The sequence below is a fragment of the Micromonospora pisi genome, assembly GCF_003633685.1.
Classification (GTDB): Bacteria; Actinomycetota; Actinomycetes; order Mycobacteriales; family Micromonosporaceae; genus Micromonospora_G; species Micromonospora_G pisi.
In genome coordinates this window covers 7,255,427-7,277,446 of record NZ_RBKT01000001.1, presented here as the reverse complement: position 1 = coordinate 7,277,446, position 22,020 = coordinate 7,255,427, and the positions used below count along the sequence as shown (strand labels likewise).

6 protein-coding genes are annotated in these 22,020 nt (G+C 69.9%); all 6 read right to left on the bottom strand.

From position 1 onward, the window contains the following. Positions 1–12 precede the first annotated feature (12 nt). A complete protein-coding gene (locus BDK92_RS31420; RefSeq protein ID WP_121160001.1) occupies positions 13–15,645 on the bottom strand; it encodes a type I polyketide synthase in 15,633 nt (5,210 codons plus the stop codon). Positions 15,646–15,821: 176 nt separating this feature from the next. Then, positions 15,822–16,682: a 3-hydroxybutyryl-CoA dehydrogenase gene (locus tag BDK92_RS31415; protein WP_121160000.1), complete on the bottom strand. Its 861-nt coding sequence runs from the start codon at positions 16,680–16,682 to the stop codon at positions 15,822–15,824. Beyond that, positions 16,679–17,695: a 3-oxoacyl-ACP synthase III family protein gene (locus BDK92_RS31410; RefSeq protein ID WP_121159999.1), complete on the bottom strand. Its 1,017-nt coding sequence runs from the start codon at positions 17,693–17,695 to the stop codon at positions 16,679–16,681. Before BDK92_RS31410 ends, BDK92_RS31415 begins: the two co-directional genes overlap by 4 nt. Next, entirely contained in the window at positions 17,692–19,053 is a 1,362-nt protein-coding gene (gene ccrA, locus BDK92_RS31405) for a crotonyl-CoA carboxylase/reductase (RefSeq protein WP_121159998.1), read from the bottom strand. The genes BDK92_RS31410 and ccrA overlap by 4 nt, the downstream gene beginning before the upstream one ends. Before the next feature lie 101 nt (positions 19,054–19,154). Then, the gene (locus BDK92_RS31400; RefSeq protein ID WP_121159997.1) at positions 19,155–19,988 is read right to left on the bottom strand and encodes a shikimate dehydrogenase family protein; all 834 of its coding nucleotides are present in this window, start codon (positions 19,986–19,988) and stop codon (positions 19,155–19,157) included. 460 nt (positions 19,989–20,448) lie between these two features. Then, positions 20,449–21,951 carry an FG-GAP repeat domain-containing protein gene (locus tag BDK92_RS31395; protein ID WP_121159996.1) on the bottom strand — a complete coding sequence of 501 codons (1,503 nt, stop codon included), beginning with the start codon at positions 21,949–21,951 and terminating at the stop codon, positions 20,449–20,451. Between the last annotated feature and the right edge of the window lie 69 nt (positions 21,952–22,020).

Here is a 22,020-nt window from a genome sequence, read left to right as displayed (position 1 = left end):
CTTCCCGGTTCATCAGCTCTCCCGGCCTTCGCGCACCATCTGCATCAGGTCGCGTACGTCCATTTCGTCGATGCGGGAATCGTCGTCCTCGCCCAGGTGGGCGGTGTCCCGCTCCGCCGGTTCTGGGTCATGGACCGGGGGTTGGTCGAGCAGTCGTTGACGCAGATGCGTCGCCAGGGCGGTGATCGTCGGGTGGTCGAACAGCAGGGTGGACGGCAATTTCAGGCCGGTTACGGCGGCGAGCCGGTCCCGTAGTTCCACCGCGCTGAGCGAGTTGAAGCCGATCTCCAGGAACCGGCGTCCGGGCTCCACCTCGTCGGAGCGATCGTGTCCGAGTACGGCGGCGGCCCGCTCCCGGATCAGGTCGACGAGGAACTGTTGCTGCTCCTGCCCGGGAACCCGGGCCAGGCGGGTACGCAAGGCGGTGTCCGCATCGGGAGGTGTCTCGTCCAGGACGGGTTCGACCTCCGCCCGGTGGCGGTTGCGCCACGAGGCGAGCGCGGGTAGAGCGGCACGCAGGTCGTCCTGGGCGACGCCGAGGGTGGTCGCGAGTTCGGTGAGGTCCTGACGTTCCACCGCGGCCCAGAACCGGGCGTCTGCTGGGGCGAGTTCCCCGTACGACGGTGTGGAGTCGAGCCAGAAGCGCCGCCGTTGGAATGGATAGGTCGGCAGGTCCACCCGGCGGGCGTCGCGAAACAACGCGGCCCAGTCGACGGGTGCGCCGGCCGCCCAGCTCGCGCCGACGGAGGCGTGGAACCGGTCCAGGCCACCGTCGTCGCGGCGAATGCTGCCGACGGTGTGGGCGGTGGAACCGGTGTCCTCGATCATGTCTTGGATGCTCGTCGTCAGCACCGGATGTGCGGACGCCTCAATGAAGACGTTGTGCCCCTCAGCAAGCAAAGCCCGAGTCGCCTGCTCAAAACCCACCCGCTCACGCAGATTCCGATACCAGTACTCCCCCACCAACTCCCCACCATCCAACCACCCACCAGAAACCGTCGAATAAAACGGCACCTCCGCCCGACCCGGCACCACCACCGCCAAATCCCCCACCACCCGCGACCGGATCTCCTCAACCGCCACCGAATGCGACGCATAATCCACCGCCACCCGCCGAGCCCGCACACCCACCTCACCCGCCCGAACCAACAACTCCTCACACGCCCCCACATCACCACTCACCACCACCGACAACGGACCATTCACCGCCGCCACCGACAACCGCCCCACCCACCCCGAAACAAACCCCTCCGCCTCACCCACCGACAACCCCAACGACACCATCCCACCCCGCCCCGCCAACACCCGCAAAGCCCGACTCCGCAACACCACCACCCGACACGCATCCACCAAAGACAAAACCCCCGCCACACAAGCCGCCGCGATCTCACCCTGCGAATGCCCCACCACCGCCGCCGGCTCCACCCCACACGACCGCCACAACGCCGCCAACGACACCATCACCGCAAACGACACCGGCTGCACCACATCCACCCGCTCCAACGACGGCGCACCCGCCACACCCCGCAACACCTCCAACACATCCCAATCCACAAAAGAACCCATCACCTCCGCACAAGCCCGCAACGAATCCGCAAACACCACCGACGAATCCAACAACTCCACCGCCATACCCACCCACTGCGTCCCCTGCCCCGGAAACACGAACACCACCCGCGGGTCACCGACCGCCGACGTGGGTTCGACCTCGCCGGCGGCGAGTTCGGCGAGGCCGCCGAGCAACTGGGCGCGGTCCGTGCCTGCGACGAAGGAGCGGTAGCCAAGGGCGGCGCGGGTGGACGCGAGAGACCACCCGACGTCTCCCAGTGCCAGTTCGGGTCGGTGCGTCAGGAACTCATTGAGCGTGGCGGCCTGGGCCCGGAGCCCACTGCCCGAAACAGCGGCCAGCGGCAGCAGGAAGGGTCCGTCCGCGCCGCCGCCGGAATCGGCCTCCGCCGTTTCGGGTGCCTGTTCGAGAATGACGTGCGCGTTCGTGCCGCTGATACCGAACGACGACACCCCCGCCCGACGCGGCCGGCCCACCACCGGCCAATCACACAACTCACGAACCAACTCCACCCCACCCGACGACCAATCCACCTCCGGCGTCGGAACATCCACATGCAACGTCGAAGGCACCACCCCACGCCCCAACGCCAACACCATCTTCATCACACCAGCCACACCAGCAGCCGCCTGCGTATGACCAATATTCGACTTCACCGAACCCAACAACAACGGACCACCAACACGACCCCGCCCATACGTCGCCAACAACGCCTGAGCCTCAATCGGATCCCCCAACCGAGTCCCCGTACCATGCGCCTCCACCACATCCACATCCGACACCGACAAACCCGCCGACAACAACGCCCGCCGAATCACCCGCTGCTGCGACGGACCATTAGGCGCCGTCAAACCATTCGACGCACCATCCTGATTCACCGCCGAACCCCGCACCACCGCCAACACCCGACGACCACCCCGCACCGCATCCGACAAACGCTCCACCAAAAGCACACCCACACCCTCGGCGAAGCCGGCCCCGTCCGCCGCTTCGGAGAACGCCTTGCACCGCCCATCGGCCGCCAGGCCACGCTGCCGGCTGAACTCGATGAACGCCTCGGGGGTGGACATGACGGTCACACCACCGGCCAAGGCAAGATCGCACTCGCCCCGCCGCACCGCCTCCACCGCGAGGTGCAACGCGACCAGCGACGACGAACACGCCGTGTCGACGGTGACGGCGGGACCCTCGAGCCCGAGGGCGTAGGCGATCCGGCCGGACGCGATGCTCGCGGCGCTGCCATTGCCCAGGTACGGTTCGAGCCCCGAGGGCGCCTCACGCACCCGCCGCACGTAGTCCTGGTACACCGACCCGACGAAGACCCCGGTCTGGCTTCCCTTGAGCGTCAACGGGTCGATGCCGGCGCGCTCGACCGCTTCCCACGACGTCTCCAGCAGCAACCGCTGCTGCGGATCCATCGCCAGTGCCTCGCGGGGAGAGATACCGAAGAAGCCCGGGTCGAAGTCGGCCACAGAGTCGAGGAAACCGCCGAACTGCGTGTAGGTCGTACCTGGGCGGGACATCTCCGGGTCGAAGATCCGGTCGATGTCCCAACCCCGGTCGGTCGGCAGCGTCGTGACCGCGTCCGAACCGTCGACAAGCAACTGCCACAGCTCTTCGGGACTGCTGACCCCGCCGGGGAACCGGCAGGCCATCGCGACGATGGCCACCGGGTCGCCGGCATCCGCCGGAACGGGTGCCGCCGCAGCGGGCGCGTCGGCCGTCCCTTCCGTCAGGCGCTCCCGCAGGTAGTCGGCGACAGACGCCGCCGTCGGATGGTCGAACACCAGCGTCGCCGGTAGCCGGAGTCCGGTCGCGGCGTTGAGCCGGTTTCGCAGCTCGACCGCCGTCAACGAGTCGAATCCCAAATCCTTGAACACGCGATCCGGTCGCACCTCCTCGGCGGAGGAGTGGCCGAGCACTGCCGCGACGCTCGCTCGTACCAGGTCCCGCAGTACGCGGTCCCGCTCGTCCGGTGCCATCCGGGCGAGCCGTGCGGCGAGTCCCGACTCCTCGCTGGCCGACCGGGCGGCCGCCCTTGTCGTGGCCGGTACGAGGTGCCGGAGCAGTGCCGGCACCGGCTCGGTACGGGCCTTGGCACGCAGGTGCTCCAGATTCAGCCGTACCGGCACCAGGGCCGCCTCGCCGAGTCCGCACGCCGCGTCGAACAGGGCCAGACCGTCGGCGATCGGGATCGCAGCGGTGCCCTTCTCGACAACCCGACGAATGTCCGCTTCGGCCAGGCGCGCCCCCATGCCGTGTTCCTCCGCCCACAGGCCCCAGGCCAGGGAGACGGCCGGCATCCCCTGTGCGCGGCGGTGCTGGGCAAACGCGTCCAGGAATCCGTTGGCGGCGGAATAGGCGGCCTGACCCGCGTTGCCGAAGGTGGTGGCGGCGGCGGAGAAGAGGACGAAGGCGGAGATGTCCAGCTCTCTGGTCAGCTCGTGTAGGTGCAGCGCCGCGTCCACCTTCGGGAGCAGGACACGGTCGACCTGGTCCGCGGTCAGGTTCTCGAGCACGCCGTCGTCGAGCAGGCCGGCGGCGTGCACCACGGCCGATATCCGGTGCTGGGCGAAGAGGGCGGCCAGTGCGTTCCGGTCGGTCACGTCACACGCCCGAAGGTGCACGTTGACCCCGAGCGCGGTGAGTTCGGTCTCCAGTTCCTGGGCGCCCTCGGCTTCCCGGCCACTGCGGCTGACCAGTACCAGGTCACGAATTCCGTGCTCGACCGCCAGATGCCGCGCGACCAGACGGCCGAGTCCGCCGGTGGCACCCGTCACCAGTACCACGTCCGATGGTCCGAACAACGGTCCTGTCTCTCGCGACGGTGAGGCAACCTTGGCCAGCCGCGCGGCCAGCACCCGTCCCTCGCGTACGGCGAGCTGCGGCTCGGCCGAGCCCACCGCGACCGCCAGCACCTGCGCAAGGTCCGCTTCGGCCGGATCGTCCACGTCTACGAGGAAGAACTGACCGGGATGTTCCGACTGGGCGGTACGCACCAAGCCGTGCAGCGCCGCGCCGGCGAGGTCCGACACATCGTCACCGGGTCGCGCGGCGACCGCCCCATGAGTCAGGAACACCAGTCGCGACCGGGCCAGCCGTTCCTCGGCGAGCCAGTCCCGCAGCAGTGTCACCGCGTTTCGCGTGGTCTCGCGCACCTCCACGGCCAGGTCGTGCCCCGGCCGCGCCGTGGATTTCATGACAACCGTCGCGGGCCACGGACCGTTCTCCCCGAGAGCGCTGCTGAGCGCTGTGACTCCGCCGTCGGGCAGTTCGACCAGATCCCCGACGTGGTGCGCCACGGGCGGGACGGGGTGCCATTCCACCCGGAACAACGAATCACGCGGAATGACCGGTGGGTCGCCGTCCGGGTCCGCTACGAGCGGTCGGGTGACGAGTGACGCCACCGTGGCGACCGGCTGCCCGGTCGCGTCGGCCGCGGTGAGCGAGAACTCGCCGGGACCGAGCCGGGCCAGCCGGATCCGTAGTTGCGACGCGCCGACGCGGTGCAGCGATATACCGCTCCACAGGAATGCGAGCCGTTGCTCGTCCTCGTCGGTCCCAAGGAACCGCGAGGCTTGCAACGCCGTGTCGAGCAGCGCCGGATGCAGGCCGAAGCGGGCCGCCTCGCCGTCCAGGCCGGCCGGTAGCCGTACCTCGGCGAAGATCTCGTCGCCGCGCTGCCAGACCGCTTCCAGCCCCCTGAACACGGGACCGTACTCGAGGCCGGTCGACGCCAGCCGCTGGTAGAAACCATCCACGGAGAGCTCCAACGCGTCACCGGGCGGCCATTGCGTCAGGTCCGGATCGACGGCGGCATGACCGGTGTCCGGACTCAGAACGCCTGCGGCGTACGCGGTCCACGGCTCGTCCGGGCCGGTGTCCGCGGGTTGTCCGTACACCTCCAGTGCTCGCCGGCCCGACTCGTCCGGCGCGCCGACCGAAAGCTGGAGCTGGGTAGCGCCCAGCGCCGGCACCGGCAGGGGTCTGACGAGCGTCAACTCCTCCAGGCGACCGCAACCGACCATGTCCCCGGCGTGGATCGCGAGCTCGACGAAGGCCGTGCCCGGCAGGATGACCCGGCCTCGTACCGCGTGGTCGGCCAGCCAGGGGTGCGCTTGCCGCGACAGGCGCGCGGTCAGCAGGAGACCTGAGCCGCCGGCCGGACGGACGGCCGCACCGAGCATCGGATGACCGGCCGCTGCGAGTCCCAGGCTGGCCGCGTCCGACCTGGCCGGCCCGGCCCCCAACCAGTACCGTCTCCGCTGGAACGCGTAGGTGGGCAGCTCCACCCACCCGCCGGCCGGGAAGACCCCGGCCCAGTCGACGCGCACGCCCGCGGCCCACGCCTCGGCCAGCGAGGTGGTGAACCGGGTTCCCTCGTCGCGTCGCAGGGTGCCCAGGCTCGTCGCGACGACACCAGCCAGCTCGGCGGCCTCCTGCACCGCGACACCGAGCACCGGATGCGGGCTCACCTCGACGAAGACCTCATGCCCCGCGGCCAGCAGAACGTCGACGGCACGGCCGAAACGTACGGTCTGGCGCAGGTTCCGATACCAGTACTCGGTGTCCATTCCGGTGCCGTCGATCCACTCACCGTCGACGGTGGAGATCAGCGGCACCCGTGCGGGGAGCGGCTCGATCGGGCCGATCAGCTCGAGCACCTCGTCCCGGATCTCCTCCACGGCGGCGGAGTGGGAGGCGTAGTTCACCGCGATCCTCCGGGCGCGGACGCCCTCGCCGGCGCACCAGCCGACCAGTTCGTCCAACGCGTCAGCGTGACCGGACACCACGACCGACGTCGGACCGTTGACCGCCGCCACGGCGACAGCTCCGTGCCACCTCTCGATCAGGTCGTGCACCATCTCCTCGGCGAGCGCGATCGACACCATGCCGCCGCGTCCGGCCAGCGCCGACAGTGCCTGGCTGCGCAACGCCACCACCCGGCAGGCGTCGCGCAGCGACAACACCCCGGCCACGTACGCCGCCGCGATCTCGCCCTGGGAGTGACCCACCACGGCGGACGGCCATACACCGTGCGACTCCCAGAGCGCGGCCAGCGACACCATCACCGCGAACGACAACGGCTGCACCACGTCGACCCGGTCGGTCGACGGTGCGTCGGGGCTTCCGCGCAGCACCGCCATCAGGTCCCAGCCGACGAACTCGGAAAGCGCCGTGGCGCAGCTGCGGATCGAGTCGGCGAAGGCGGGAGACGAGTCGAGCAGTTCCCGACCCATGCCGATCCACTGCGCCCCCTGCCCGGGAAAGACGAACACGACCCGGCTCGCCGCCGGTTTGGCGACGCCCCGCACCAGGCCGGCGGCATCCGCGCCCGCTGCGAGCGCGGACAGCCGGGACAGCAGGTCGTCCCGGTCCCGGGCGACGACCGCCGCCCGTTGCCCGAACGCCGACCGGGTCGTGGCGAGCGACCGGGCGATGTCCGCGAGCCGTGGCTCGGCTTGCCCTTCCACCACGGACCGCAGCCGCTCCGCCTGCGCCCGCAGCGCCTGCTCGGACTTCGCGGAGATGGGGAAGATCAGCGGTTCGCGTCCGGTCTGGGCCGGCATGTCGGCCACGGCGGGCGGGGCCTGTTCGAGAATGACGTGCACGTTGGTGCCACTGATACCGAAGGACGACACCCCGGCCCGACGGGGCCGGTCGGTGTCCGGCCAGGCACGGGCCGACGTGACCAGTTCAACCGCGCCGGAGGACCAGTCCACCCGTGAGGTGGGCGAGTCCACGTGCAGGGTCCGGGGAACCGTCGCGCGCTGCATCGCCAGCACCGTCTTGAGCAGACCGGCCGCGCCAGCCGCCGCCTGGGTGTGGCCGATGTTCGACTTCACCGACCCCAACAGCAGTGGCCGGTCCGCCGGTCGGCCCTGCCCGTACGTCGCCAGCAGCGCCTGCGCCTCGATCGGGTCGCCCAGGGTCGTGCCCGTGCCGTGCGCCTCCACCACGTCCACGTCGGCGGCCGACACTCCGGCACTCGCCAACGCGCGGGTGATCACCCGCTGCTGCGAAGGGCCGTTCGGGGCGGTCAACCCGTTCGACGCGCCGTCCTGGTTGACCGCGGACCCACGTACCACCGCCAGGATCCGGCGACCGTGGCGTACCGCGTCGGAGAGGCGCTCCAGCAGGATCACCCCCACGCCCTCCGAGACGCCGAAGCCGTCGGCGGCCTCGGCGAACGGCTTGCACCGCCCATCCGACGCGAGTCCACGCTGCCGGCTGAACGTGACCAGGGCCGCAGGGGATCCCATGACGGTCACACCGCCGGCCAGAGCAAGGTCACACTCGCCCTGACGTAGTGCCTGCGCGGCGAGGTGCAGCGCCACCAACGACGACGAACAGGCGGTGTCGACCGTCACGGCCGGACCCTCGAGCCCCAGCACGTACGACACCCGGCCGGACAGGACGCTGCTGATGCCGCTGGTCGCCAGGTAGCCCTCGACCTCCTCGGGCGCCTGGTCGGCGCGGGGTGTGTAGTCCTGGCCGCTGGTCCCCGCGAACACCCCGGTCTGGCTGCCCCGCAACGACAACGGGTCGATTCCGGCCCGCTCCACCACCTCCCACGCCAGCTCCAGCAGCAGGCGTTGTTGCGGATCCATCGCCACCGCCTCGCGGGGCGAGATCCCGAAAAACTCCGCGTCGAAGTCGGCGACGCCGGTGAGAAAACCACCGGAACGCACATAGCTCTTGCCCGGCGCGTCCGGGTCGTCGTCGAACAGACTCGCTGTGTCCCACCCGCGATCATCTGGCAGATCGGTGATCGCGTCACCGCCTTCGACGAGGAGACGCCACAGGTCGTCCGGCGAGTTCGCGCCCGGGAAGCGGCAGGCGACACTGACGATCGCGATCGGGTCGTCGGCCACAGCGGGCGGGGTGGGGGCTTCCCCGACGTCCGCCGGAGCCGCTCCGCCCAGCAGTACGTTCAGCTTGGCCGCGAGCTGGTCGGTGGTCGGGTAGTCGAAGACCAGGGTTGCCGGCAGCCGCAGCCCGGTCGCGGTACGGAGTCTGTTGCGCAGCTCCACGGCGGTCAGTGAGTCGAAGCCGAGATCCTTGAAGGCACGGTCGGACGCGACGGAGTCCACCGAGGTGTGGCCCAGCACGGCGGCGGCGTTCCGGCGGACAAGGTCCTCCAGCAACCGTTCCCGCTCGGGTCCGGACACGCCGGCGAAACGGTCGACGACCGGGTCGCGCCGCCCGTCGGTTCTCGACCGCACGGTTGGGCGTACCGCGGCGGGGACCAGTCCTCGCAGCACCGCCGGCAGGGTCCCCTCCTGGGACTGGGTGGCCAGTGCCGTGGCCTGCAACCGCAACGGGAGGACCACCGCCTCGGCACCGCCGACGGCGAGGTCGAACAGGGTGAGGGCCTGTTCGGCGGTGAGCGCGGCGGTGCCGAGCCGCTCCAGGCGCCGCAGGTCGTGCTCGGCCAGCCGGCCGGCCATGCCCGCGCTCTCGGCCCACATACCCCAGCCGAGCGCGTGGGCCGGTGTCCCGGCGACCCGCCACCGATGGGCGAGCGCGTCCAGGACGGCGTTGCCCGCCGCGTACCCACCCTGTCCGCCCGCGCCGAGGACCGCCGCCGCGGACGAGAACAGTACGAAGGCGCGTAGGTCCAGGTGCTTGGTCAGTTCGTACAGGTTGATCGCGCCCGCGACCTTCGGTGCCAGCACCCGGTCGAGCTGTTCCGGCGTCAGCTTCTCGACAACGCCGTCCGCCACGACCCCGGCCGCGTGCACGACGGCGACCAGGGGATGCTCGGGCGGCACGGACGCCAGCACCTCGGCCAGGGATTCCCGATCGGCCACATCGCCCGCGACGACGACCGCCGCCGCGCCCAGCGCGACGAGTTCGGCCACCAGCGTCTCGGCGCCCGGCGCGGCCGGTCCGCTCCGGCTCACCAGCAGCAACCGCCGTACGTTCCAGCGGGTGACCAGGTGACGGGCCACGAGTCGGCCAAGTCCCCCCGTGCCGCCGGTTACCAGAACGGTGCCACGGTGGTCCCACACCGACGACGGCCCGTCACCCGCCCGGGGCAACCGCGTCAGCCGGGGCGCCAGCACGTCGCCGGCACGGACCGCGAGCTGCGGTTCGTGCCGATCGGCGAGGTCCGGGATCGCGCCGGACACCGATTCGTCGACGTCCACCAGGAGGATCCGGTCCGGATGCTCGGACTGCGCCGATCGCACCAGGCCCCACACGGCGGCACCCACCGGATCCGGGATCTCCTCAGGACCAACAGCGACGGCGCCCCTGGTCACCAGCACCAACCGGGCGTGGGCGAGCCGGTCCTGGGCGAGCCAGGCGCGGAGGAGTTCGAGTACCGCGAGGAGGTTGGCGCGTACCGCCGTGGGCAGGTCGCCCGTTGGTCCGGGCAGGGTTGGTGCCGCGACAACCAGGTCGGGCACTGCCGCGCCCGTCTCCAGCGCCGAGGTCAGGGCCGCCAGATCGGGATAGCCGGCCGCTGACGTCGTGCCGACGACGGCCTCCGCGCCGGCCAGGACGGCCCAGGTGGGCGTCATGGTCGGGGAGAGTGGACCGGCGGGCGCCGCCACCCAGTCCTGACGGAACAGGGCACCGTCCGATTCGCCGCCGGCGGCGCGCAGGTGTTCGGCGGAGGCGGGCCGCAGTGTCAGGGCCTCGACCGACAGGACGGGGCTGCCCCACTCGTCGGTCGCCATCAACGAGATCACGTCCGGGGACACGGGGGTGAGCCGTACCCGCAGCGCGGACGCCCCGGCCGTGTGCAGGGTCGTTCCGGCCCAGGAGAAGGCGAGCCGCCCGTTCTCCGCGTCCCGGCCGGTCGGGTCGAGTTCCGTCGGTTGCAACGCGGCGTCGAGGAGCGCGGGATGCAGGCCGTACTCGGCCGCCTCGTCCTGGTGGTCGGATGGGAGCGCGACCTCGGCGAAGATCTCGGCGTCCCGCCGCCAGGCCGCTCGCAGCCCCTGGAACACCGGGCCGTACGCGACACCGACGGCGGCGAGGCGTGGATAGAAGTCCTCCACCGGCACCGGAATCGCCCCCACCGGCGGCCATTGCGACAGCGGCGCAGGCGCCGGCTGCCCCGTCTCACTCAACGATCCACTGGCGTGCCGTACCCACCGTCCGGGATTCGTCGGCCCCTCGGGTCGGGAATGAATCGTGACGGCACGGCGTCCTTCGCTGTCCGCCGGTCCTACGACGACCTGAGCCTGTACCGCCCCCTCTTCGTCCAGCACGAGCGGGTTCTCGATGGTGAGCTCGTCGAGGCGGTCGCACCCGAGATGGTCGCCAGCCCGGATCGCCAGCTCCACGAACACGGCGCCGGGCATCAACACCGTGCCCATCACCACGTGGTCACCGAGCCATGGCTGTTCCCTACGTGACAGTCGACCGGTGAGGACCAGCCCGCCTTCCTCAGCCAGCTCCAGCGACGCGGCGAACAACGGGTGGTCGCTACGGTCAAGGCCGAGACTGGCGGCGTCGGCGGGTCCGCCGCCGCTGGGCAGCCAGAAACGCCGCCGCTGGAAGGCGTACGTCGGCAGGTCCGTGCCACGCGCGAGCCGGTCGGCGTACACCGCGTGCCAGTCGACGGAAGCCCCACGCACATGCGCCTCGGCCACCGATGCCAGCAGCCGGTCGAGACCACCGTCGTCGCGGCGGAGGGTGCCCACGGTGGCGACAGTGTCCGGAGCGCCGTTGAGTTCCTCGACCGTCGCCTGCACCGCCGTGGTGAGCACCGGGTGTGGGCTGACCTCGATGAACGTGCCGAACAGGTCGGTGGCCAGGCTCCGGACAGCCTGCTCGAATCGAACCGTCTCCCGCATGTTGCGGTACCAGTACTCGCCGTCGAGCGCAGACGTCTCCAGTGGCGCCCCGTCAACCGTGGAATAGAACGGGATGCTCGATGCGCGCGGCGCGACCGGGGACAGCACCTCCCGCAGCTCTTCCCGCAACACCTCGACCTGCGCCGAGTGTCCGGCGCCGTCCGCGCCGGGCACCCACCGGGCCCGGACACCGGCCGCGTCCAGCGTGGCCAGCAACTCCGTCAACGCCGGGACGTCACCGGACACCGCCACCGAGGCGGGCCCGTTGACCACGGCCACCGCCAGCCGGTCGCCCCAGGGCACGAGCCGCTCGGCCACCTCGGCGGCCGGCGCCAACACGGAGATCATCGCGCCCTGACCGGCGAGCCGCAACCACGCCCGACTACGCATCGTGACTACCCGGGCGGCGTCGCCCAAGGACAAGGCACCCGCTACGTACGCGGCGGCGATCTCGCCCTGTGAATGTCCGACCACCGCCGCCGGTTGGACGCCGTACGAGCGCCACACGGCGGCCAGGGACACCATCACGGTGAACAGCGCTGGCTGTACCACGTCCAGCCGGGACATCGACGGTGCTCCTGGGAGCCCGCGAAGCACATCCTCCACGGACCAGTCGACGAACTCGGCCAGCGCCAGCCCGCAGGCGCGTACCGACTCGGCGAACACCGGCGACGAGTGAAGCAGGTCCCGAGCCATTCCGACCCATTGCGATCCCTGCCCGGGAAAGACGAACACCACCCGGTCGCCGTGGACGACCGGGGTGCCCTCCACGACGTCGGGACGAGCCTCGCCGCTGCCTATCCCCGCGAGGCCCGCCAGGATCGAGTTCCGGTCACCGCCGAGCACCGCCGCCCGGTGCGACAACCTGGCCCGCCGGGTCGCCAGCGAGAACCCGACGTCAGTGAGATTCAGATCGGGGTACGCCTCGACGTGGTCCCGCAGCCGTCTGGCCTGTGCCCGGAGTCCCTGCTCGCCCCTACCGGACAGCAGCCAGGGACCCGGTGCCGAGCCGACGCCGTCGGGCCGGACCCGGTCGGGCGGCGCGGGTACACCCTCGAGGATGACGTGGGCGTTCGTGCCGCTCACGCCGAAGGAAGACACGCCCGCCCGGCTGGGTCGACCGAGCTGTGGCCACCGCTCGCTCCCGGCGAGCAGCGACACCGCGCCGGTGGACCAGTTGACGTGCGGCGTCGGACGGTCGACGTGCAGCGTGCGCGGCAGGACGCCGTACCGCATGGCGAGCACCATCTTGATGACGCCGGTGACGCCGGCTGCGGCCTGCGTGTGCCCGATGTTCGACTTGACCGACCCGAGCCACAGCGGTACGTCGGCCGAGCGGTCCTGTCCGTACGTCGCGAGCAGCGCCTCGGCTTCGATCGGGTCGCCCAGCCGGGTGCCCGTACCGTGCGCCTCCACGGCGTCGACCTGGGCTGAGGACAGCCCGGCGTTGCTCAGTGCCTGCCGGATCACTGCCTGCTGGGCGGCTCCGCTCGGGGCGGTCAGGCCGTTACTGGCGCCGTCCTGATTCACTGCCGAGCCACGCACCAGCGCGAGCACCTGGTGCCCGTTGCGGCGCGCATCGGAGAGCCGCTCCAGCAGGAGCATGCCCACGCCCTCGGCGAAGACGGTCCCGTCCGCCTCCGCACCGAACGCCTTGCACCGGCCGTCGGGAGCCAACGCCCGCTGCCGGCTGGAGGCGATGAACGCGTCCGGCGTGGCCATCACACTCACTCCGCCGGCCAGGGCGAGGCTGCATTCGCCCTGCCGCAGCGCCTGGCCCGCCAGGTGCAACGCAACCAGTGAAGACGAGCAGGCGGTGTCGACGGTCACTGCCGGCCCGGTCAGCCCAAGGGTGTACGCCACCCGGCCGGACGCCACACTCGCCGCGCTACCGACGCTGAGGTAGCCCTGTACGTCATCGGGCACCTCGTCCGGCCGGAACGCGTAGTCGTGGAACATCACTCCGGCGAACACGCCGACCCGGTCGCCCCGGACCAGCTCCGGGTCGATTCCGGCCTGCTCGAACGCCTCCCAGGACGCCTCCAGCAGCAGCCGTTGCTGTGGGTCGGTCGCGAGCGCCTCCCGGGGCGAGATCCCGAAGAAGTCGGCGTCGAAGTCGCCGGCACCGTCCAGGAAACCGCCCTGGCGCACGTACGACTTGCCGGGCTGATCCGGGTCGGGATCGTAGAGGCTCTCCAACGGCCAGCCCCGGTCGGTCGGGAAGGCGGTGATCACTTCGCCGCCTTCGGACACGAGCCGCCACAGGTCCTCCGGCGATCGGATGCCCCCGGGCAGGCGGCAGGCCATTCCGACGATCGCGATCGGTTCGTCGGCCGGAGCCTGCGGTGCCGGAGCCGTCCTGGTCGGCCGTGGTCGGCCGAACAGTTCATCGGTCAGTCGCTCGGCCAGTGCCTGCGGCGTCGGGTGGTTGAACGCCACGGTGGCGGGCAGGTCCAGGCCGGTAGCGGCCACCAACCGGTTGCGCAACTCGACCACCGCGCGGGAGTCGAATCCGAGCTCCTGGAACGCGAGGTCCGACGGGCGGGCCGTGACCTCCGGGCGACCGACCAGGTTGCCCACCTCGGTCAGCACCAGATCGACCATGAACGCACGCACGTCCACCGTGCTCATCTGTCCCACACGCTGTCGCAACTCGGTCGCCGCGACGGAGCTGTCGGGCTCCCGGCGCGGCGGTTCGGACTGCTCGGTACGGGACGCCAACAGCGTGGCCGGCAGTTCGTCCAACAGGTAGCGGATGGTCTTGCCCGACGGGGTGCGGGGGATCTCGCTCACCTCGTGAAGCCGCTCGGGCACCTTGAAGTAGGCGAGCCGCTGCCGGCACTCGGCGAAGACACGGTCGGCGTCCAGCGCACCCGGTACCCGTGGGATCAGGAACGCGACGGGGACCTCACCGAGCGCCTCGTCGGGCACCCCACGGACGGCCGCGTCGGCCACGCCCTCGATCGCGCGCAGGACGTTCTCGATCTCCCCCGGGTGGATGTTCTCCGCACCGCGGATGATCAGTTCGCGTGTCCGTCCCCGGATGGTGAGGTAGCCGAGCTCGTCACGGGTGGCGAGGTCACCGGTGTGGTACCAGCCGTCGGTAAGCACCTCGGCGGTCGCGTCCGGCTGTTCGTGATAGCCGAGCATCACGTTCGGACCGCTGACCCACACCTCCCCCTCGGCGCCGACCGGTACGTCGCGCCCGGTCCGCGCGTCGACCAGACGCACCGCCAGTCCCGGGACCGGCAGGCCGCACGAGCCCGAGAGCCGGGTGCCCGTCGGCCAGGTGGTAGCGATCGCGCCCGAGGTCTCGGTACTGCCATAGTTGTCGATCAACGGCACGCCGAACGCGTCCTCCGCGGTTCTCCAGAGCTCCGGGGGTGTGACGGCCCCGCCGGAGAGGCAGACCCGCAACGCGGGTGCCTCCACCCGGCCACCGGCAACACGGACAAGCTCGCGGTACATGGTTGGAACGCCCGCCAGCACGGTCCACGAACCGTCGCGAAGCTCGTCGAGCACCTCTTCGGCCGCGAAGCCGGGCAAGATCCGTGCGGTCGCCCCGACCGCTGTCACACCGAGCACGCACAGTACGTGCGCGAGGCTGTGGAAGAGTGGCATCGGCCAGAGCAGCCGATCCTTGTCGGACAGACCGAGGATCGGGGCATAACACGCCGCTACCGACCACAGTCCGGCGCGTTGCGCCGAGAGCACGCCTCTGGGCTGCCCCGTGGTGCCCGAGGTGTAGAGCATCCAGGCAGGCTCGTCCAATCCCAGGTCGTCCCTGGTCGGCGTGACCGGCTCGGTGGTCGCCAGTTCCTCGAAGTGGGAGCAACCGGCCCGCGTCGCATCCTCGACCGACCCGACCAGCACCACCTTCAGGCCGTCCGGTCCCGACATCAGCGGCTCGACCCGGTTCAGGTGGGCGGAATCGGTGATGATCAGCCGGGCACCGCTGTCGTCGCGTACATGTGCCACCTCGGTCGCGGACAGGTGCGGGTTGACCGGCACCCCGACCGCGCTGGCGCGGGTGATGGCCAGATAGCTCTCCACCACCTCGACGCGGTTGTCCAGGAGGATCATCGCCCGGTCGCCACGGCCCAACCCGAGTCCACTCAGGTGCCCGCCCAACCGGGCGGTCCGCAGATCCAGTTCGCGGTACGTCACGCCACGCTGCGCGTCGAGGAAAGCAATCTTGTCACCGTGCCGATCGGCGCCCGCCCGTATGAGTTCGGGCACCGGCCGGATCAGTTCGGAACGCAACATTCAAAGCCTCCTTGCCGCGCACACGAATCCTGCACGCGACTCGCCCAGGACATGACTACCGCAACAGCACCAAGAGAAATAGCGGATCAGGGGTGTCAGCTAGGGGTCGAGTAATAGGGGCCCCATGGCGGACAGGGGTGGGAATTTCCCGGCCACGCTGCCACGTCTCGTACCTTCTACCGGTAGTCGTAAAACCCTCGACCGCTCTTCCGGCCGAGCAAACCCGCCTCGAGCATGCGCACCAGCAGCGGCGGCGGCGCGTACAACTGCTCCTTGAACTCCTCGTAAAGTGACTTGCCGACGGCGACCACGGTGTCCACGCCGATGAGGTCCACCAGGGCCAACGGCCCCGTGGGATGGGCACAACCCCGGGTCATTCCCTTGTCGATGTCACTCGCCGAGGCGAAACCGGATTCGACCATTCTGACCGCGCTCATCAGGTAGGGAATCAACAGTGCGTTCACCACGAATCCCGAACGGTCCGTTGACCGGATCACTTCCTTGTGGAGTACGTCCGTGGCGAATGACGCGGCGCGCGCGCAGGTCGACTCGTGGGTGAGCAGCGAGCCGGTCAGTTCCACCAGCGGCAGCACCGGCGCCGGATTGAACAGATGCAGTCCCACCACGTAACCGGCCCGATCCGTCGCCCGCGCCAGGCGAACGATCGGGATGGAGGACGTGATCGAGGCGAGAATGGCTTCCCTGTCTTCGACGATCTTGTCCAGGGCGCTGAACACCTCGAGTTTGGTCGGCTCGTGCTCCGGAACCGCCTCCAGCACCAGCTCCCGGTCAGCCAGGTCCAGCAGACCGACGGTGAAGGAGAGCCGGGCCAGGGCGGCATCCCGCTCGGCTTCCGTGATCCGGCCCTTCCTGACGGCCCCGGCCAACGAACGGGTCACCCGGTCCCGCCCCCGGACCAGCGCGTCCGGGCCGGACACGGCAACGAGTACGTCGACGCCGGACCGTACGCACACCTCCGCGAATCCCGCGCCCATCACGCCGCAGCCGACGACGCCCACCCTGCTGATCGCCGTCATGACGCCGCACCTGCGGGCAGGCTCCACCACCGGAGCAGACAGACCCCCATCGACATTCCCCCGCCGAACCCGGCGAGCAGGACCAGGTCCCCGTCACCGAGGGAGTCCGACCGATGCGCGTCGTTCAACGCCACCGGAACCGACGCACTACCCACGTTGCCGTATTCCTCGAGGGTGCGCCAGGTCCGCGCACCCCCGAGTCCGCAGCGCTGCACCAGTTCGCCCAGCAGGACCCCGTTGGCCTGGTGTGGCACGAAGTGGTCGACTTCCGCTGTCCCCGTACCGACCCGCGCCAACAGCCCCGCCACGGCCGGGGGCACGTTCTCCATGACGAAGTCACGCACGCCACGGCCATGCATCTTGAACAGGTGATCCCCGTTCGCCACCGTTTCGAGCGAACTCGGCATGCGGCTGCCTCCCGCGTCGACCCTGATGAGGTCGCGCGCCTCGCCGCAGGTGGAGAGGTCAACGCCGAGGATTCCGTACCGCTGCGGCACCGCCCCGACGACCGCGGCACCGGCACCGTCACCGAGCAGCACGGCGGTGCTCCGGTCGTCGAAATCCAGGATCCTGGAGTAGACGTCGGCGGCGACGACGAGCACCTTCGCGCCCGGGTGGGCCATCACCAAACTCCGGGCCAGCGCGATGCCGTACACGAATCCCGCGCACACGACGTTGATGTCGAAACAGGCGGCCCGGTGGGCCCCCAGGGCGTTCTGCACGAGGCAGGCCGTCGGCGGCTGCGGGGAGTCGCCGGTCGAGGTGGAGACGATGATGTAGTCGAGCTGCGCGGCCACCGTCCGGGCCCGGTCGAGCGCCTCGACCGCCGCCCGCACGGCGAGGTCGGAGGTGGCCTCGTCCTCCGCCGCATAACGGCGGACGCGGATCAAGGTCTTCCGCTCGATCCATTCCGGGGTGACGCCGGGCACCCGCGCGGCGATCTCCTCGTTGGTCACTTTCCGTTCCGGCAGGTAGGAGCCGGTTCCCAGAATGCCGACCGCGGTTTCCCTCATGATCGACCCGCCCCCGCCTGAACCGTCTCGAACGACCCGAGCGGGTTGAGCCGGTCGACTCCGATCCGCGCGCGCAGGCCCGGGTCAGTCACCCCCAGTCCGGGCTCGGGCGCCAGGCACAACACCGCCACCTTGCCGATGTGCTGATTCGTCTGTACGAGCCGGGCCGCCTCGCCAACCTCCGCCAACGGGTATAGCGCGGACATCGTGGGCATGATCCGGCCGAGCCCGATGAGCCGGTTGCACTCCCACTGCTCCTGGAGATTGGCCACGTGACTACCGATCACCCGCTTCAGCTTCATCCAGAGGTAACGGTTGTCGTACCTGTGCTGGTAGCCCGTGCTCGACCCGCAGGTCACCACGACCCCACCTCGTCGAACCACGAAGACGGAGATGCCGAACGTGGCCCGCCCGACATGCTCGAACACGATGTTCGGGTCTTCGCCGACCTCCCTGCGAATGATCGCGCCAAGCCGCTTGCCAACCCGGATGACATGTTCGGGGTCATCGCCGGCATCATCACCGAGTCCGATCTCGTTACGGTCGATGACGACGTCGCAGCCGAGCTTGCGCAGCGCCTCCGCCTTCTGCGCGGAGCCGACGACGCCGACCGAGATACCGCCACCGTTCTTCACGAACTGGACCGCGTACGCACCCAGCCCGCCTACCGCACCCCAGATCAACACCACGTCACCCTGCTTGAGACGAGCGCCCCGCTCGCCGACGAGCATCCGGTACGCGGTACCCGCGCACAGCGTGTTGCAGGCCGCCTCCTCCCAGGTCAGGTGCGCGGGTTTCGGGATGAGCTGACTGGCTCGGACCACCGCGAAGTGGGCAAGGCCGCCGAAGTTCGTCTCGAAGCCCCAGGCGCGCTGCTCGCTGCCGAGCATGCCGTCACCATGAGTGCCCGGTTCCTGGTCGTCGACATAGGCGGGGCTGAGGACGACGTGGTCGCCGGACCGCCACCGGCGCACGCCGGAGCCCACTCGCACGATGACCCCGGCACCGTCGGACCCGACAACCTGGTACGGGAGATCGTGTCGCGCCGCCCAGCCTCCCTCTTTCGCGTACTGCCGAAGGAAGCGAAAAGTCGGGATCGGCTCGAACATCGCCGACCACACCGTGTTGTAGTTGATCGAGCTTGCCATCACGGCGACCAGGACCTCGTCCGGGGCAAGGTCCGGCATCGGCACCGGGCCGACCCGCAGCGACTTCCGTACGTCCTTGTCCGTCACCCCACGGAACATGTCGACGTCCTCGACCCGGAGATGGGCGGCCGTGTATTCCGCAGGGAGTTCCAAGCGCTCCAACTGGTCGGCCGTCACACCCCCCGCGAGCGCTTCAACGATCGAATTCATCGACACCCTTCTTTCATCACGGGACAGCGAACGTCACCGTCAGGGACTCCGGATCCTTGAGCCGACGAGCGAGGCGCGCCGTCGCGCCCAGCCCGGCCCACTCAGGTCGGTCCGGTGCGAATCTCGCCCAGACGGAAGAACCTCCGGTAACAGTCCAATTGATGATCAAGCATGTGTGAGCCGTGGTGAACGCGGTAGCCGAGCGCCGCAGCGGCTGCGAGCAGGGGCGTCTCCCGGGGTTTCATGACTATGTCCGCCACGACGCAACCGGGTGGCAGCCCGTGTGGTGCGAACGGCAGCGGGTCCTCCGGACGCAGCCCCAACGGTGTCGCGTTCACAGCGATGTCAACGGCACCGGTGTCGGGCGCGGCGAGTCCTCTCACCCCGACCCGCCAGCGTGACCCGAGCCGCCGCAGGAGAGCGTCGAGCGTCGCGGTGTCACGGTCGTGGATGGACAGTTCAGACACCCCTGCGGCGAGCAGAGCCGCGGCAATGGCCGCACCCGCCCCACCAGCGCCGACGAGCAGCACCCGTTTGCCCACCGGCGAGTTGCCGGTACTGACGAGCCCTTCGACAAAACCGACCCCGTCGAAATTGTCCGCGTACCAGGAGCCATCCGACTCTCGCCGCATCACGTTCGCACTACCGGCAATTTCGACCGCCGGGCTCATCCGGTCCGCGAGCCCGCACACCGCCACCTTGTGCGGCACCGTGATGAACATGCCGTCAAGATTGCCGATCCTTTTCAATCCCGCGCACACCTCCGCGAGATGCTCCGGTGCGACGTGCACGGGCACCAACACGGCGTCAATGCCGAGCCGAACAAACATGGGATTAATCAACATTGGCGACCGCACCTGCGTCACAGGGTCACCGAGCACGGAGAACAGTCGCGTCGTACCCGTGATTCTCGGTACGGCGGAGGCGTTCGTCATCACTGGACCGACTCCTGCCGAACGACCCGACATGAGGCATGGAAAGCCGGAGCCAAATGGAACAGGATTGTCGCCACCGCGCCCCTCCCCCCAGGATGAAGATTTACACCCGCACCGTTGACCGACCACGGCAACGCCGACCGGATCCGGTCGCCAAATCAATAAGCGAACGGCGGTTCCACGTCGGAAATCTGCCAGCCGGGGACGGGAGCGGCAACCCCTAGCAATTTCGCGCCCCTAACCAACGGCAAACGCAGTAGGGGGCGGGGCCGGGCCGCCCGGGGGGGCACGACCACGACCGCCGACGCCCGAACCCCCGGACGCCCGGACGCCCGGACGCCCGGACACTCGGACCGTCCGGGGCACATGACGGGACGGTCAACGGCATCCGCACGTTCAAACCCCGAAGGGCCGGGCCACCCCTGGGGAAGGGTGACCCGGCTGTCTCGGGGTGGGGTGGTCAGCTGATCTTGGTGCTGGTGGCCGGGATGTCGTTGCAGCCGCCCCACTTGTGGCCGCTGAGGATGAGCCTGGCCGGGGTGGAGCTGTAGATCGACCAGCTTGAGCCGGTGCCGCAGTCCTTGCGGTAGAGGCCCAGGTCGGTGGCGCGGTCGCCGTCGTAGTCGGCCGGCGCCGGGATGTCGGCGCAGCCACCCACCTTCAGACCGCCGATGGTCTGCTTGCGGTCGGCGGAGTTGTAGACCCACCAGGACGAGCCGCTGGTGCAGTCCTGACGGTAGAGGCCGAGGTCGCTGGCACGGTCACCGTCGAAGTCCCCGCCGACCGGCAGGTCGTTGCAGCCGCCCCACTTGAGGCCGCCGAAGATGTCCTGGTCGTTGCGGTAGTCCTTGACGTACCAGCTCGAGCCGTTGGTGCAGTCGGGCCGGAACAGCGCGAGGTCGCCGGCGCCGTCCCCGTCGTAGTCACCGGGGACGGGAATGTCGGTGCAGCCGCCGTACCTGTGGTCGCCGAGGATCTGCGACTCCTTCGAGACGCTGTACGCCCACCACGACGACCCGTTCGTGCAGTCCCGGCGGTACGTGCCGAAGTCCGTCGTACCGTCGCCGTCGTAGTCGGCGGGCACCGGGATGTCCTTGCAGCCACCCCACTTGAGGCCGGCCGCGAGCTGGCTGTTGTTGTGCTGATCCTTGATCCAGATGCTCGACCCCGCGGCGCAGTCGCGGCGGAAGAGGGCCAGGTCGGCGTAACCGTCGCCATTGAAGTCGCCGGAGACCGGGATGTCCTCGGCGCCACCGTAGCTGTGGTCGGAGAGGATCTGACCGCCCTTCTTGTAACTGTTGACCCACCAGGTGGAGCCGGTGGTCGCGTTCGGCCGGTACAGGGCCATGTCGGCGGCACCGTCGCCGTCGTAGTCCGCGCCGATCTTCCCGGTGTCCGGGGTCCAGAGCGACTGCGCGATCCGCGCGCCGTCGCCCGCCTCCTCCGGGTACCGCTCCGGGAAGGCGGAGACCTGCACCGCCTGGGCCACCTCGCCGACGGGAGCGGAGAGCCAACTGTTGTTCGGGTAGACCCGGAGCATCTTGTCGAGGAAAGCGTTGGTCGACCACACGGGATTGAGCCGGTTCGCCTCGCTCCCCCACGAGGCACGCTGCTGGTAGAGCCCCACGCTGTCGCGGTCGCCGTGGGTGATGTTCTGGATCGAGCTCTCCACGATGGCAGTGGTGATGGCGATCGTGGCGGCACGCTGGGGCAGGTTGCGAGTCTTGACGACCCGTACGATCTCGCGGGAACAGGATGCCTTGCTCGCGTTGAACGCGTTGCGCAGCTTGGCGGTGAGGATCGGACTGACACGGGCGGCGAGCGCGGAGTCGGCGCTGGTCGGCCCGGAGGCCACGCAGTCCGGGACGACGGCCGCGTGTGCCGCGCTCGGAACCGCGACGGCGCTGGCGGCCGCGGCGACAAAAGCGCCGGCCAGCAGGGCTACGCTGCGGGCTAGCTTCATGGGATGGCTCCTTGCCTGGGGGGAATGGGCGTGCGGGGTCGCGGGCCGGGCCGCCCCGGGAAGGGGCGG